Source organism: Nitrososphaera sp., from assembly GCF_037447015.1.
Lineage (GTDB): Archaea > Thermoproteota > Nitrososphaeria > Nitrososphaerales > Nitrososphaeraceae > Nitrososphaera.
On the sequence record NZ_JBBIHK010000023.1, the window covers coordinates 1 to 14,807 of the forward strand.

The 14,807-nt window shown below is 57.7% G+C and carries 18 protein-coding genes; 9 read left to right on the forward strand and 9 right to left on the reverse strand.

What is annotated here, in order from left to right:
* The 6 genes from radA to WKI84_RS08815 all read left to right on the forward strand — a co-directional run.
* The coding region (gene radA, locus WKI84_RS08790) for a DNA repair and recombination protein RadA (protein WP_337863172.1) at positions 1 to 631 on the forward strand (631 nt) is incomplete at its 5' end.
* Between the two features lie 64 nt (positions 632 to 695).
* Positions 696 to 1,013: a hypothetical protein gene (locus WKI84_RS08795; protein WP_337863173.1), complete on the forward strand. Its 318-nt coding sequence runs from the start codon at positions 696 to 698 to the stop codon at positions 1,011 to 1,013.
* The gene (locus tag WKI84_RS08800; protein ID WP_337863174.1) at positions 1,010 to 1,342 is read left to right on the forward strand and encodes an RNA polymerase Rpb4; all 333 of its coding nucleotides are present in this window, start codon (positions 1,010 to 1,012) and stop codon (positions 1,340 to 1,342) included. Before WKI84_RS08795 ends, WKI84_RS08800 begins: the two co-directional genes overlap by 4 nt.
* 34 nt (positions 1,343 to 1,376) lie before the next feature.
* Positions 1,377 to 2,090, forward strand: coding sequence for a DUF655 domain-containing protein (locus tag WKI84_RS08805; protein ID WP_337863175.1), 714 nt, complete (start codon positions 1,377 to 1,379; stop codon positions 2,088 to 2,090).
* Positions 2,091 to 2,112: 22 nt separating this feature from the next.
* A complete protein-coding gene (gene rsmA / locus WKI84_RS08810) occupies positions 2,113 to 2,946 on the forward strand; it encodes a 16S rRNA (adenine(1518)-N(6)/adenine(1519)-N(6))-dimethyltransferase RsmA (protein ID WP_337863176.1) in 834 nt (277 codons plus the stop codon).
* 5 nt (positions 2,947 to 2,951) lie between these two features.
* Complete coding sequence (locus WKI84_RS08815; protein ID WP_337863177.1) at positions 2,952 to 3,506, forward strand: HemK2/MTQ2 family protein methyltransferase; 555 nt, start codon at positions 2,952 to 2,954, stop codon at positions 3,504 to 3,506.
* A 14-nt stretch (positions 3,507 to 3,520) separates the two neighbouring features.
* Here the strand turns inward: WKI84_RS08815 and WKI84_RS08820 are convergent, their stop codons facing one another.
* On the reverse strand, positions 3,521 to 4,087 hold the full coding sequence (locus WKI84_RS08820) for a hypothetical protein (RefSeq protein WP_337863178.1): 567 nt from the start codon (positions 4,085 to 4,087) through the stop codon (positions 3,521 to 3,523).
* Between the two features lie 118 nt (positions 4,088 to 4,205).
* Between WKI84_RS08820 and WKI84_RS08825 the strand changes: the two genes are divergently transcribed.
* Together WKI84_RS08825 and WKI84_RS08830 are read left to right on the forward strand one after the other, a co-directional pair.
* Complete coding sequence (locus WKI84_RS08825) at positions 4,206 to 4,952, forward strand: metallophosphoesterase (RefSeq protein ID WP_337863179.1); 747 nt, start codon at positions 4,206 to 4,208, stop codon at positions 4,950 to 4,952.
* A 375-nt stretch (positions 4,953 to 5,327) separates the two neighbouring features.
* Positions 5,328 to 5,891 carry a methane monooxygenase/ammonia monooxygenase subunit C gene (locus WKI84_RS08830; protein WP_337863180.1) on the forward strand — a complete coding sequence of 188 codons (564 nt, stop codon included), beginning with the start codon at positions 5,328 to 5,330 and terminating at the stop codon, positions 5,889 to 5,891.
* Between the two features lie 374 nt (positions 5,892 to 6,265).
* On the opposite strand, the gene WKI84_RS08835 is transcribed toward WKI84_RS08830, so the two are convergent.
* From WKI84_RS08835 to WKI84_RS08845, 3 genes are read right to left on the reverse strand one after another with little or no spacing between them, the layout of a single operon-like run.
* On the reverse strand, positions 6,266 to 7,516 hold the full coding sequence (locus WKI84_RS08835; protein WP_337863181.1) for an ABC transporter permease: 1,251 nt from the start codon (positions 7,514 to 7,516) through the stop codon (positions 6,266 to 6,268).
* Positions 7,513 to 9,408: a hypothetical protein gene (locus WKI84_RS08840; protein WP_337863182.1), complete on the reverse strand. Its 1,896-nt coding sequence runs from the start codon at positions 9,406 to 9,408 to the stop codon at positions 7,513 to 7,515. The genes WKI84_RS08835 and WKI84_RS08840 overlap by 4 nt, the downstream gene beginning before the upstream one ends.
* Positions 9,399 to 10,169: an ABC transporter ATP-binding protein gene (locus WKI84_RS08845; RefSeq protein ID WP_337863183.1), complete on the reverse strand. Its 771-nt coding sequence runs from the start codon at positions 10,167 to 10,169 to the stop codon at positions 9,399 to 9,401. Before WKI84_RS08845 ends, WKI84_RS08840 begins: the two co-directional genes overlap by 10 nt.
* A gap of 130 nt (positions 10,170 to 10,299) precedes the next feature.
* Between WKI84_RS08845 and WKI84_RS08850 the strand changes: the two genes are divergently transcribed.
* The gene (locus WKI84_RS08850) at positions 10,300 to 10,440 is read left to right on the forward strand and encodes a YHS domain-containing protein (RefSeq protein WP_337863184.1); all 141 of its coding nucleotides are present in this window, start codon (positions 10,300 to 10,302) and stop codon (positions 10,438 to 10,440) included.
* Here WKI84_RS08850 and WKI84_RS08855 read toward each other — a convergent pair.
* From WKI84_RS08855 to WKI84_RS08875, 5 genes are all read right to left on the reverse strand, one after another.
* Positions 10,432 to 11,433, reverse strand: coding sequence for an asparagine synthase-related protein (locus WKI84_RS08855; protein WP_337863185.1), 1,002 nt, complete (start codon positions 11,431 to 11,433; stop codon positions 10,432 to 10,434). The genes WKI84_RS08850 and WKI84_RS08855 overlap by 9 nt on opposite strands.
* Positions 11,434 to 11,468: 35 nt before the next feature.
* A complete protein-coding gene (gene mce / locus WKI84_RS08860) occupies positions 11,469 to 11,897 on the reverse strand; it encodes a methylmalonyl-CoA epimerase (protein ID WP_337863186.1) in 429 nt (142 codons plus the stop codon).
* A 68-nt stretch (positions 11,898 to 11,965) separates the two neighbouring features.
* Complete coding sequence (locus tag WKI84_RS08865; RefSeq protein ID WP_337863187.1) at positions 11,966 to 13,570, reverse strand: methylmalonyl-CoA mutase family protein; 1,605 nt, start codon at positions 13,568 to 13,570, stop codon at positions 11,966 to 11,968.
* Positions 13,571 to 13,579: 9 nt separating this feature from the next.
* Complete coding sequence (gene meaB / locus WKI84_RS08870; protein ID WP_337863188.1) at positions 13,580 to 14,503, reverse strand: methylmalonyl Co-A mutase-associated GTPase MeaB; 924 nt, start codon at positions 14,501 to 14,503, stop codon at positions 13,580 to 13,582.
* Between the two features lie 26 nt (positions 14,504 to 14,529).
* On the reverse strand, positions 14,530 to 14,706 hold the full coding sequence (locus WKI84_RS08875) for a hypothetical protein (RefSeq protein WP_337863189.1): 177 nt from the start codon (positions 14,704 to 14,706) through the stop codon (positions 14,530 to 14,532).
* Positions 14,707 to 14,807 lie beyond the last annotated feature (101 nt).

The following is a 14,807-nucleotide window of genomic DNA, read 5'->3' on the forward strand; positions in this document are numbered from 1 at the left end:
GTTTGGCACCGGCAAGACGCAGCTGTGCCATACGCTGTGCGTCATGGTGCAGCAGGCAAGGGGAAAGGGAGGGCTTGGAGGCAGGGCAGTCTACGTCGACACGGAAAACACGTTCCGGCCAGAGCGCATAGTGTCGATAGCGAGGGCGCGTGGGCTTGGCGCCGACAAGGCGCTAGAAGGCATAATCGTGGCCAAGGCGTACAACAGCGCGCACCAGGAGCTGATAATCGAGGAGACAGGCCCCGTCATAGAGGAAAACGGGGTCAAGCTGGTGGTCATTGACTCTGCCGTGGCGCACTATCGCGCCGAGTTTCTGGGCAGGGCGACGCTTTCAGAGCGCCAGCAGCGTTTGAATAAATTCATGCACATATTGGTAAGAATGGCCGAGACGTACGGGGTGGCAGTTGTAGTCACAAACCAGATCCAGTCGTCGCCTGACGCCTACTTTGGCGACGCGGCCAGGCCGACAGGCGGCAACGTGGTGGCGCACACCTCGACCTATCGCATATACCTGAAAAGGTCGTCCGGCAAGAACCGCATAGCAAGGATGGTGGACAGCCCATACCACGCAGAACGAGAGGTATTGTTCACGCTGTCGGACAAGGGGATCACGGACGTCGACGAAGGCTAGCAGGCGACCAAAAAGGCTAGGATGACTTAAATTAAGGCGGACACGCCACTTTAGCGACACAAGTATGCCACGTTCGCACGGTACAAGGAGGAAGGCCCGCTCTATACTGACAAAGGACAACGTAGTCAGGGGCATATCTTATCTGCTTCACGATTACAAGGTCGGCGAGAAGGTAATCATCGACATCGACCCGAGGGAGCACGACACCACGCCGCACAGGCGCTTCCACGGCAGGATAGGCGTCGTAAAGGAGGTCCGCAAGCGCACTCTCAAGGTAGCAGTGATGTTTGGCGACAAGGAAAAGACGCTCCAGACCCGCCTCAACCACATCAAACCCATGTCAGAAGCCGCTTCTCCACCTCCGCCAGGTGCCAGGGCATGACCGAGACGATAAAGAAAGAGCTGATAACGATCGCCCAGGTCAGAGACATACTTGAGAAGGTCAAGCCCGACGACATGGACCAGATCCAGCGCTGGACCCACGACTATACGACCAAGTTTGCCAAGACGACAGGCAAGCAGGCCCAAAAGATGGTCAAGCAGCTGGTCGAGCAGTGCGACCTCACTCAGGAAGAGGCCGTCGAGGTGGTAAACGTCATGCCGCAGACGCTTGAAGAGCTGCGCGCGTTCACGTTCGGATGGAAAAAGCTGATACTCACAGAGACGCTTGAAAAGATACTTGCCATCCTCAAGGACGAGAGCCAAGCCTAAATAGCTTATTCTATAACATATAGGGCAGATACAGTTGTCGTCATCATCGCCATCATCGTCGTCAGTAGCGGGGGCACCACAGCCGCCAGCGCAAAAGTCGCCGCCAGCAACAGCAGCATCGTCGCAGCCATCGCCATCACCGTCGTCACCACCGCCGCCAGCGCACCACGACCAGGCTGCTGCAGCAGCAGACCACGGCGGCCAGCGCAGGTACGAGGAGCACGCGTACGTGCTCGATTACACGCCAAGGGGCAAGTCGACCACGGTGAGGGGCAGGGAAGGGGTGATCGTGCAGGCGATAGGCGAGGAGAGGCTGACGCTTTTGGAGCTGCTCGCCGTGCAAAACTCGGCGTTTGAGGTGGGCGAGCGCCTGTACATCGGCAGGGAGGGCAGGGACAAGATAACGAGCGTGCTTGGCAGGCTCGAGTACGAGAACATCTCGCAGTCGGCCAAGAACGAGCTCCCGGCCATCGTGGAAAAGGTCGTGCTTGCAAACGAAAAGCGGTTCATCGATTACATCAACGCGTCGCAGCCTATAACGCCCAGAATCCACGCGCTGGAGCTGATACCGGGCATCGGCAAGACGTACATGATGACGATAATCAAAGAGCGGGAAAAGAAAAAGTTTGAAAGCTTTGCAGACCTGCAGGCGCGGGTGGGCGTGAGGGACCCTGCCAAGCTGGTAGCCAAGAGGATAATCGAAGAGATCATGGGCCAGGCCCGCATGAACCTCTTTGTGAGGAAATAAAATATAATAACGATAAAACAAAATGCACCGCATCCCCCCCACCACCACGACGGCAGGCAGGACGCAGGCGCTGGGCCAGCATTTCCTCATCGACGCGCAGGTGGCGGCAAGGATAATCGAGGCGTCTGCCGTGGACAGGGACGAGCGGGTATGCGAGGCAGGGACCGGCAACGGCGCGCTGACAAAGGCGCTCTGCGCCAGGGCCAGGAGCGTGGTTTCCTTTGAAATAGACAGGCGGCTGTACGAGAACGCAAGGAAGTGGAATATCGCAAACCTGGAGCTTGTGAACGCCGACATTTTCCGGCAGCAGGGCGTCGAGTTTGACGTGTTTGTGTCGAACCTGCCCTATTCCAGAAGCCGCGACGCGCTGCAGTGGCTGGCGACTCGGAAAAGATTCCGCAGGGCAATAGTGATGGTGCAGGCCGAGTTTGCAGACAAGCTGGCAGCCATGCCCGGCGACGAGAACTATCGCGCCATCTCGGCGATCTCTTCTTACTGCTTTTCCATCGAGAGGCTCTTTCGCGTGGGCAGGGACGCGTTCGACCCGCCGCCGAGGGTCGATTCCGAGGTGGCGAGGCTCGTCCCCCGCCGGCGGCGCGGCAGCGACGATGACAGTGCTACGCCTCTTTTGACCGCATCGGCCGTAAAAAAGATCAACTGGCTGTTCTCGCAGCGCAACAAAAAGGCGTCCAAGGTTGCGGCCAGGATCGGTGCTGGCGGGATATTACCGGCTGGCGACGGCAGGCGCATAGACCAGCTGACGCCGGAAGAGATAGTGTCGCTGGCGACGGCAGAAGAAAAAAAAGAAAAAGAAGAAGAAGACGGCAAGAAAGAGAAGGAAAAGGCAGGGCGGTAGAGCACGTGTACGCGCCTGCCGAAGACACCCTCCTGCTTGCAGAATGCGTATCGCAGTACCGCGGAAAATGGGCGCTAGAGATAGGCGTGGGCTCGGGCGCCGTTCTGGGCGCGCTTGCGGCAAACTTTCAGAACGTCGCCGGCTCTGACATCGACTGCAGCGCGCTAGAGTACTGCAGCCGGCTGTACCCGCAGGCCATGCTTGCCTGCTGCGACTCGGCGTCTGCGTTCCGGGGCAAGTTCGACCTTGTCGCAAGCAACCCGCCGTACCTGCCCGACGACGACGATGATGATGGTGACAACAAGGGAGGAAAAGAGAAAGAAGACAGGACGGTGTACGGCGGCCCCAGAGGCGTCGAGACGACTGTCAGGTTCATCGAGTCGGCGCTCCCGCTGCTGGCAAAAGGCGGCCGCATGCTGGTCGTGGTGTCGTCGCTTGCAGACCAGGCAGCCCTTGACTCTTTTCTAAAAGAAAAAGGGCTTGCAAAAAAGGTTGTAAAAGAAAAGGCGCTCTTTTTCGAGCGGCTGGCCGTGCTCGAGCTTGCCGTTGCCGCCCCATAGACTGCGGCTATTTCTTACTGCTTGCTTGTCAGCTCCACCCTTGCGACCATGTTCTCCCTGAACGGTGGCACGTCCTTGGCCTCTGCCACCTTGGTGAACTTGTTCTCTTCTGAAAAGTACGAGTACTGCGCATCATAGTCTGCAAGGTTCAGCGTCTGCTCGACGTTTGCCCCCGTCGAGTTGTTCACCACTGTAATGGTGTTGCCGCCGTGCGCATAGATCTTCATGAAGTCGGCCATCGTGAACCGGATGGGCCGGATGTACTCGATGTGCACCACGTTGCCGACCTCGTCAGTGTGTATCGGCCGGAGGCAGTCCCTGCCGTCCTTGGGCTCTTTGCCGACGCCGTCAGGGAGCATCACCGCCTGGCCGTCCACGAGCACTTCTATGCGAGGGTGGAGCTGGAAAATCTCGACGTTGTGGTTCTTCAGGCACACGCCGGTCGGGTCGGGCGGGGGCGCAAGCTGGCTCACAAGCAGTGCAACAAGTGTGGCGCCGCCCATGATTATCGGGATGATCAAGACCTCTTTCTTGCCGAGCCTCTTTTTCGGCTTTTCCTCCTTGATCTTGCGCTTTGGCACTGCCCCTAGTAGCTGGGCAGGGCGTTAATATAACATTGCTTTTGCCTGGCGGCATGGATAACCGGCCCGCACGCCTTTAATAACTCGGCCCGCGGAAAAGTACAGCGTATATACACATATGCGGCTTGTGCAGCTTTCAGACATACACGTCGGCGGCCTGTTCGTCCAGAGCGTCTTTGATGCGGTGGTAGACGAGGTGAACCGACTTGCGCCGGATGCGATACTTGTCACCGGCGACCTGACAGACGATGGCATCCTGCCCCAGTTTGACAGGGCGCGGAACGAGCTGAAGCGCTTTTCGTGCCCAGACATCATAGTCATAGCCGGCAACCACGACTACCGGCACACAGGCTATTTGCTGTTCAAAAAGTTCTTTCCGTCCAAGCACGTCTACGAGTTTGACGACGCAGTCGTGCTTGCGCTTGGCACCGCAAGGCCGGACAGGGACGAGGGCGAGGTTGGCTACAGGCAGAACATGTGGATGAAAAAGACGCTTGCCAAGTACGACGACAAGGTCAAGATAGTCGCCATGCACCACCACCTTGTGGGCATACCCGACACGGGCACGGACAAGATACTGATACTGGACGCAGGCGATACCCTGCACGCCTGCCTCCAGGCCAAGGTGGATCTTGTCCTGTGCGGCCACAAGCACCGCCCCTGGGCGTGGAACCTCGGGCCGCTTGCGATAGCGTACGCCGGCACCACGTCATCGACAAGGTTCAGGGGCTTTTTCGAGAACGCCTACAACATTATCGAGATAGAGGACGGCAAGGCGAGGGTGGACATAAAAATAGTCGGCAAAAAGCGGTTCCCGCTCTCAGAGCTGGTCGAGAGGTACAAGCCGTTCCTTGAAGAAGCATGATTAATAATCCCTGCCGACGAAAGCTTCTCTGGCAGCGATGAAGACTCAGAGTTAATCCTGATCGATGAAGAGAAGGCATTTGACCGAGCTGCCGCTTCTCTGAAAAGCAGAGAAAACAGAGAATATATGCCTGCGTGCATTTAATCATAACACAGTCAGACTGTTGTTTTTGACGGTTTGCGCAGTTCCGGTGGCAAGATTATCACTAATGATTATCACAGGTGCCTAGCATAGGATAGGCATAATTCAAATAAGTCTACGACAAACATCATCTAACAACTAGATTGCAGCAGGTTGTTTTCTGTATAATTTATAATATTATTGATAAAAGGTTGAAGCTCAGGTTAATATACCAGTCTGCTCAGTAGGTAATTCATGGCGCAGATGCCAGCACTGATCCCGAAAGAAGTCGAGATCCAAAGACTGAAAAAGATCTACATCCTGGTGATCATGCTCGGTTCCATAGCAGCCTCCGTCGAAGTAGACAACTTCGTCGATGGCTCGCTGCACCAGACTGCAATCAGAGACTCGGCCTTTACGCCAGCTCACTGGTGGTTGTACAGCCACTTTGTCGCGCTGCCGCTAGGCTGGGGCTTTGTTGCAATGTATGACAGGAAGGTCCCTATACTCAGAGGTCCAGGCAACTCGATGAACACTGGGCTCAAGATAACCATCATTGGCTATCTGGCAACCATGTTCACGATAGGTGTCAACGAGATGTGGCACTTCTGGTTCGTAGAAGAGATCTTTGCTGTCCCCAACCACTGGATGTTCAACATGGGTGTCGTCGTGGCATTCATGGGCGCTCTGGCCTACGTAGTCAGAGTGTACGCAAGACTGGTGGAACTGGGTGCAGAAACACCGGCAAAGAACCCGTATGTAGCAGAGATGTACAAGCTCGCACTCGAAGGCAAGCTGTACAGCAGATCCATCCCGTAAAAGGAGTCTCGACGCAACTGGGCCAAAAACCCAGTCTCTGCCTTTTTCTTTTTCATTTTCTCTTGTCAGCCCACATGCCGCAAGAAAGATAAAGATAACACAGATCGGTCGCGGCAGGCGCTTGCGAAATTAAAGGAGTACCGGTGTTAATCAAGACTTTATGCACGCATGCCTTCTTCTAGCAAGAAAGACTGCTTGACCTTAACGAGCGGCCAAGGAACGCCTGCCTGTCTGCCACCAGATATGTTGTGTGTCTGTCTATCTGTCTATCCGTTCGTCTTTCTTTCAGGTGAGGCTCCTTTTTACTCATGTCAAGAGCCCCTGCTCGACAGACAGTAACAGCAGAAAGAAAGAGACGCAGTGGATGTTTTTTACTATTCGCGCCTGAGCGCCACTATCGGCGCTGTCCTCGAAGCGCGCCATGCAGGGTAGAGGCCGGCGAGCACAGACAGCCCTACCGAAAGCCCCCACACCCTTGCCATGTCCTGCCCGAGGAACACCGGCGTCAGGTTCTGAGAGCCCGGATCCTGCGACGCAAAGCCGGCGATGAGCACATAGCCGCCTGCTATCCCGACGCCCATGCCTATCGTGGCCCCTATGACTCCAATGGTCAGCGCCTCCATCAAAAACAGCACAAGTATAAAGCTGTTCTGCGCCCCTATGGCCTTCATCGTGCCAATCTCCCTTATGCGCTCTGTGACAGAGGTATATAGCGTGGTGATGATGCCGACTGCGCCCACCAGGAGCGCGACGAGCGCGATGCTAGTCGTGAACGAGCTGAAGCCGCCTATGAACTCGTTTATCGTCTGCAGGATGGCCTTGGGCGTCGTGATGCCGATGTCCTTGCCGTACAGCCTCCTTATCTGCTGCTCCACGGGGTCGACAAAGTCGCCCGACTCGGCGGCCACAAGTAGGGCGTCGTACTTGCCCCCTTTCTGGAGTATCTGGTTGCCCGCCTGGCGGTTGAACACGACTGCCGAGTCGATGGTCGGGTTGCCGGTCGGCTTGATGATGCCCGAAACGACAAAGCTCTTGGTCTCTGTCTCCTGCTTGCCCGTCTCGGGGTCGACAAACGAGTACTTGGCCCTCACGGTCTGGCCCACCACTGCAAAAGGCGTGCTCTCGCCGGGCGGGTTTGCCACCCTGTCAGACAGCAGTATGGCAGACGGATCGTTCTGGCGTATCGACGAGCCCTCGATCAGCTCTATGGTGGGCGCAATCACGTACAATTTCTGGGGGTCTATAGAAAAGACGGTGGTGTCGCGGCTCTTGCCACCGGACTCGAGCGTGATAGCCGCCTGGTAGGACGGGATGACGTCGCTTACAAACGGCAGGGACCTTATCCTGCTGACCACCGCCTCGTTGAGCGTTATCTTGGGCGTGGGTGCCGGCCCCCCTCCGAACGGGTCGCCGCTCTGGTCGTTTTGCGCGCTCGTGACGAACAGGATGTTTGGCGCAAGCTTGCTGAACTGGAAGTTGATAAAGTTTGAAAAGCCGGCAGTCATCCCGTTGAGGGCGACCATCAGGCTGCTCCCCACCACGACCATCATTATCGTGAGGGCAGACCGGGTCTTGCGCTCCTTCAGCGCGTCGAATGCAAGCGCAAAGACCTCTTTGATATTCATTTCCTGCGCTCTTCCGATGGTTTGCCGGCGCCGCCGGCAGCGCCGCTGCTGCCACCGCTCATCTGGCTGTCAAGCACCGACTCGATGTCGCCACCGCCACCGCCGTTGCCCTTGCTGTACTGCAGCTTGCGCTTCAGCTGGCCCTTCCTGCGCCTCATTATCAGCACGACTGCCGCTATCACTGCTGCAGCAATTATGGCGCCCACAATGACAAGCTGCTGCATGCCTGCGGCCTGCTGCTGGTTAGCAGCAGCCTGGGCGCCGGTCTGCTCCGGCTCAAACGCCACCTCGCTTTTGATGTCCAGCGCGTGCGTCTGCTTCAGGCTGTCCTTGTATTCCACCCTCAGCACTACAGGATAGGTGCCGGCCCTGGCGTTGCCGGTCTCGACGGGTATGCTGAAGGGGAGCGGCGAGTTTTCAGACAGGTCGCCGAGGTACTGCTGCGGGGGCAGTTTTGTCACCAGCCCCTCTGCGCTCACAAGGTCGACAGTCGTAAAGAGGGCTATGACGTTGCCCTCGTTGAGCAGGTTGCCCGTGATGTTTGGCTTGCCGCCTATGTAGGTGACGCCTATCTCGTACGCCCTGACGCTTATCTCGCCGTCGACGTAGGAGCCAAGGTCGAACGTCTCTATCTCCGGCTGGCCGCCGGCTGACAGGTGCTGCACGGTGAACACAAAGGTCGCCGCCCTGCCTATCATGTCTTCTGACGCAAAGACCTTGGTGGCAAGGTCGCTGCTCGAGTTTGCCGCCATGTCGCCAATGTTCCAGCTCGTGTTGCCGAGGATCTTGATCGATTCAGATTGTGGCCGGACCGTCACCACCACGTCTGAAAGCTGCTGGTCGCCGGTGTTTGCAAGCGTCACGTTCAGGTCTGTTATCTTGCCTGCCGTTATCATGGTAGAGGAGCCGCCTGCCGGCTCGACGCTCAGAGCAGAAGTCGACGACTCCGGCAGCACCACGAGGCCGACAGGTATCGCAAGGCTCTTTCTCACCCCATAGGCGTTGCCGTACGCAAGCGAGAGGTTCATGGTCTGGAGAGTCTCGCCGGCTGAGTTTGCCGCGTACAGGGTCAGCTCTATCGTCGCCGAGCCGCCCGGCGGTATGACCCCAAGCTCGAACGTCTTTTTGCCAAGGCCCACTATCGACGCCTGCTGCGTGGCAGGGTTGATGCCCGAAGTGCCCGGCACCGTCACGATCACGCCTGTAGCCGGCGCGCTGCCCCTGTTTATCACCTCTATCTTGACCGCGCTTGAAGTGCCCGGCCTCAGGCTCGTGCCCGGCGAGGCGTCAAGTGCCACCCTGCCTGTCACCTTGAACGGGACTTCAAGGTCTGCGGTGCGCGGCGTGCCGACTTCAAGCGTGCGTGAGAACTCGACCTTCAGAGGCGCCGAGTACGACCTCACCTGGGCCTTTTCTGTAATGTCCACCTGGAAGAACAGCGTGAACGTGCCGCCTGCCGGCACGATATTGTTGTACGACGCCACCACCACCTGGCTGCCGCTACTACTATTACTACTAGTGCTGCCGCCTCCTCCTCCTGCCACCCTAAAGTCGGCCGGGAGGGCCAGGTAGCCGGTCACTGCCGTTATCTCTGAGAATCCCCTGTTCACCAGGGTGACTGCCAGCACGGAAGAGCCGTCGCCGGGGGCCACTTCGACCTTTTCAAGCGATGTCCCTGCCGGCGGAGGGCTTGTCCTGTCGGTCCAGAACGCGTCGAGGAACACGGGACCGCTATAGTTGGCGTCGATTATGTTGAACCGGCTTGGCGCCGGCTGGTTGAGCTGGGCAAAGGCACCGGCCGGCAGGCCAGACAGCATCATCGCCGCGGCCAAAACCGCCGCTGCAGCTGTGGCCGTAACAGGTTTCTTTATCGTCCTTTTCATCATTGCCAATTGCTGTGCGCTACCTCCTTTTCCACCATCCCGTCGCGGATGTAGATGGCCCTGTCGGTCGCCTCTGCAAGCTCGGGGTTGTGCGTCACCATCACTATGGTCCGGCGGAACTTGTTTGAGAGCATCTTGAGCAGGCCAAACACCTCGTTGCCAGTCTTGGTGTCCAGGTTGCCCGTCGGCTCGTCTGCCAGGATTATTGCAGGGTCGTTCATCAGCGAGCGGGCGATTGCCACCCTCTGCTGCTGGCCGCCGGAGAGGCTGGTCGGCTTAAAGTCGGCCTTGTCGCCGATGCCGAGCACCTGGAGGAGCTTGAGCGCCCTCCTGTTCCGCTCCTCGCCACTCATTTCGGATATTATGCCGGGGAGGGCGACGTTCTTTACCACGGTCGTCCTGTTGATGAGGTTGTACGACTGGAAGATAAAGCCGATGAGGTGGTTCCTCATGGTGGCAATCTCGGAATCGCCAAGCGCAAAAACATCGATGCCGTTGATGTAGACCTTGCCGCTGGTAGGCTTGTCCAGCGCGCCAATGATGTTCAGCAGGGTCGACTTGCCGCTGCCGGACGGGCCCACTATAGACACCAACTCGCCCCTCTTTATCGAGATGTTGATGCCGCGAAGAGCCGCAACCCTGCCTGCTGCAGAATCGAAAATCTTGGTCACATTTTCGACCTGAAGCACCACGCCATTGTCCCCGGAGTTGCCGCTGCCGCCGCCATCACTACTGCTGCCCTGCAATGCGGATTCCCTAGCAACGTTCAATTATTTATGCTAGGGCGGTGGCGTTAATAAAGATAACTGACTGGTCAGTCAGTTTTTCCATACCGGAAGATGGTTGGCGCATCTACGCCGGCAAAAAAATAAATACGAACGGCACCCGCTCGCTCGTGTAGTGCCCGTCGATCCCGTCTGCGGCATAGAGATGGACCAGGAGCTGGCAGTTTCGTACGACCACAACGGCAAGACGTACTTTTTCTGCTGCGAGGGCTGCAAGCGCATCTTTGTCAAAAAGCCAAACAAGTACTCAAAGTAGCAGCGGCACCGGCGACACGGGGAACGCGCCGCACGTCCGGCAGAACTTGCTGTTGCTCGTTTCTGCCATGCAGGCGCCGCATGCAGGACAGCCGAGCCTGCAATGGCCCTCCCGGCCTTCCCTTGGCGGAGGAAAATAGCTTCTGAATATCGCGTAATAGTTCAGGTGCTCCTTGCTCCTTATCGCGACGCCCTCTGATTCTGCCGTCTTTTTCCTGTTTGCAAACGTGGCGTCGTCTATCATGCTTTCTACAAAATCGTGGAAGCGGCCTGTCGCCCCGCCCTGCTCCTGCGCCATTTTTTCCCTCCAGGCGACAAGCGGGCCAAGCTCGCCCTCAAAGCAGGCGCGCAGGATGAACTTGCCCCACGTCCTGCCGTTGCGCTGCCCGACCTTGTGGGCGACATCGAGCGACTTGGCGTACGCGGCAAACTCGGCGTCGAGGAACGGCGCCAACACCTGTACGCCGGCGAGCCGGCCAAGCTCTGCCGACGAAAAGTGCATGACCTTCCAGAGCCTCTCAAGCTCTTGCTGCAGGCGGGCAGGGTCGTCATGGTACCGGGACAAATAGTTGTATCCGGCAAAGAGCTCGTCGCCCCCGTCGCCGGTCATCACCCTGTTGTGGCCATCCTTTTTCGCCTGTTCAAGCCCCGCAAGGGCCACGCACGAGTTGCGGATCTCTATCGGGTCAAACGTCCTGAACGTCCGTATCACCTGCTCTGCCATGCGGCCCATCTCGTCCTCTGCAAAGACCACTTCGACGTGCCTCTGGCTGTACTTTTGCGCGACCTGCCTTGCGTAGGCAAGGTCGGGCGCGTCTGCGCCATAGCCGGCGGTGACAGTATATGCGGGGCGGGCAATGCTTGCGATCACGGCGCTGTCGAGGCCGCCCGAGAGAAGGAGCGCGTCTGCGCGGTTGCGGCCGACGCTTGCGGCAAGCATCCCGGCAAGCTGCTCGCAGGGCAGGAAACGGCGGCAATTATTGTCGGCGGCCAACTCGAAAAAAGTAGGAAAAAGAAGGGTAATAGCCCTTACTGCTGATTGGAATGACTGCCGTGCTCTTGTTTTGGCGGCGCCTCGCAGAACTCGGTCAATACGCCGTTGAGCGACTTTGGGTGGATGAAGGTTATCTTGCGCCCGTACGAGCCGGAGCGGATCTCGCCCAGCATCCTCATCCCCTGCGATTTTGCCCTTGCCACGTCCTTTTCAATGTCGTCCGCCGTAATGGCGATGTGGTGTATGCCCTCGCCTCTCTCTGTCAGGAACTTGGATATGGGGCTGTCTGGGGCCGTCGGCTCCATCAGCTCTATCCTCGTGTCTTCAAGCTCGAGCATTGCCACCTTGACCTTTTCGTGCGGCACGGTCTCTATCTCCAGGTGGTCGACGTTCAGTATCTTTTGGTAGTTTTTCAGAGCCTCGTCTACGTTGTTTACTGCGATGGCGATGTGGTCGACTCGCATACCTTACTATTTCGCAGCCGCCAGTTTATTAACCAAGCTTGCCTGCCGGCCTGCCTGCTCAGGTCAGATCAGAACGAGACCTTGGCCTCGTACCTGCCAAACACGTCAGTCAGCGTGGAGCTTATCTCTCCGAGAGTGGCGTAGCTCTTGACTGCCGATATTATCAGGGGCATAAGGTTCTCCCGCTCTTTCTCTGCGGCTTTTTGCAGGGCTGACAGCGAGGACTCGACCCTGCCTGCGTCCCTGCCGGCCTTGAACTCCTTGAGGCGGGCAAGCTGCTTTTTCTCTATCTCGGGGTCTATCCTGTTGAGCGCCGGCTCGACGTCGTGTGCGTCCTGGTACTTGTTGACGCCGACAATGATGCGGCTGTTCTCGTCTATCTCTTTTTTCAGCCGGTAGGCGTTGTTGCGGATCTCTTCCTGGAAATAGCCCTTCTCTATGGCGGCCATGGCGCCCCCCATCCTGTCTATTCTTTTCAGGTATTTCCAGACCTGCTCCTCTATTGTATCGGTAAGCGTCTCGATATAGTACGAGCCGGCCATCGGGTCGGCCGTCTTGGTCACGCCGGTCTCGCTTGCGATTATCTGCTGCGTCCTCAGTGCCACCTTGGCAGACTGCTCGGTCGGGAGTGCAAGCGCCTCGTCACGCGAGTTGGTGTGGAGCGACTGGCAGCCTCCCAGAACCGCGGCCATGGCCTCTGTGGCGACCCTGACTATGTTGTTGTCCACCTGCTGCGCAGTCAGCGACTCGCCGGACGTCTGCACGTGGAAGCGGAGGTGCTGCGACTTGTCGCTCCTTGCGTGGAACCTCTCCTTCATTATCTTCGCGTATATGCGGCGGGCTGCGCGGAACTTGGCAATCTCTTCAAAGAACTCCATCGTGCAGCAGAAAAAGAACGAGAGGCGGGGCGCAAAGTCGTCCACCTTCAATCCGCGGGCAGTGCACGTCTCTACGTAGGCGATGGCGTCTGCAAACGTGAACGCCAGCTCCTGCACGGCGTTGCTGCCGGCTTCGCGGATGTGGTAGCCGGAGATGCTTATCGGGTACCACTGCGGCACCTGCTTGGAGCAGTATTCTATCATGTCCCCGATAAGCCGCATGGACGGCTTGGGCGGGTAGATGTACGTGTTCCTTGCAATGTATTCTTTCAGTATGTCGTTCTGGGTCGTGCCCCTCAGCTGGTCGGGTTTCACGCCCTGCGACTCGGCCACCGTTATGTACAGTGATAGCAGAGTGGAGGCAGTCGAGTTGATGGTCATAGACGTGCTCACCTTGTCAAGCGGTATGCCTTCAAAGCACGTCATCATGTCCTTTATCGAGCTGATGGCGACGCCGGTCCGGCCCACCTCGCCCTCAGACATCGGGTGGTCCGAATCCCTGCCGGTCTGAGTCGGCAGGTCAAAGGCAAGCGATAGCCCCGTCTGGCCCTTGTCGAGCAGGAACTTGAACCGCTTGTTGGTCTCGTCCGCAGAGCCAAAGCCGCTGTACTGGCGCATGGTCCACAGGCGCTCCCTGTACATGTTTGGATACAGGCCCCGCGTGTAGGGGTACTTGCCGGGCTCCTCGTCCCTCTTCCCCGACACGTCGGCCTTTTTGTAGTATCGCTTGACTGGAATGTTCGAGTCGGTGACTATTTTCGGGGCTGCTGGTTTTTTCTTGCTGTCGTCTGCCATGTCCAGAAATCACCTGAAAAGGCCTGCCGCCACTTCCTCTGCGGCCACGTACGGGTCTGTCTCCTTGCGGGCCAGTTTCTCTATTATGGCTGCATATCTTTTGTCTGTTGCAAGCATCGAGGCGACCTTTTGCTCTACAATGTCGGTGACCATGTCCTTCAACTCGTCCTCAAGCATCCTCTTCTCTCGTTCTTTATAATTAATGCTTCTCTCCTTTAGTAATTTCTCAATGCTGTGCGCTAGTTCCCTGACGCCCCTGCCCGTCTTGGCAGACACCTTGAGCACTGCCGGCTTGCGCTCGGTCTCGCCTATCATCTCCTTTATTATGTTGTAGAGGGGGCCGGCGCCGTCGATGTCGGCCTTGTTGACCACGTAAACGTCGCCCACCTCGGTGAGGCCGGCCTTGACCGCCTGCACGTTGTCGCCCGTGTTTGGCGTGAACAGCACCACGGTCAGGTCGACCACCTTGGTTATCTCGATTTCAAGCTGGCCGGCGCCCACGCTCTCGACCAGTATCAGGTCATAGCCGGCGGCGTCCAGCACGCGGATGGCGTTTCGCAGCGATTTGGATACGCCGCCCACGGCGCCCCTCGACGCCATGCTCCGCATAAAGACGCGCTCGTCTTCGAGGTTGGCAAGCATCCTCACCCTGTCGCCCAGGATGGCGCCGCCCGTGATGGGGCTGGTCGGGTCGACTGCCAGCACCGCCACTCTGTGTCCTAGCGCCTGGCACTCGGGTATGAGCCGGCCTACAAGCGAGCTCTTGCCGGCGCCCCCCGGGCCGGTAAAGCCAACCGTGCGTGCCTTGCCCGTCCTGCCAAATATCTCTCTGATTATCTGCCTCGACTCGGGTTCCTGGTTATCGACTATGGAAATGGCCCTTGCAAGGGAGCGCCTGTCCCCCTCGATGAGGCCCTTTACTATAGGGAGCACAGTGAGCCGTAGCCCTCAATATTTAATTAATCAATCTGTTCGGCGGCCACGGCTTCAGAGATCATCCTGGCAAGGTCTTCCCGGCCCTCTTTTTTGTAGCGCCTTGCGTCGGCGACCAGCTGCTCCTTCATCTGCCTAAAGATGTCAAGCTTGCTCCTGACTACCTCTTCGGCCCCGACCTTCTCTTCTTCTTCTGTTACCATGCAGATGACAGGAATAACTGCGAGATTTTATTATATATGGATTGTAACCGGCAGTGTGGATTTGTAGTGACGGCAGTGAATAAATATTTTAAGAGGCAAGC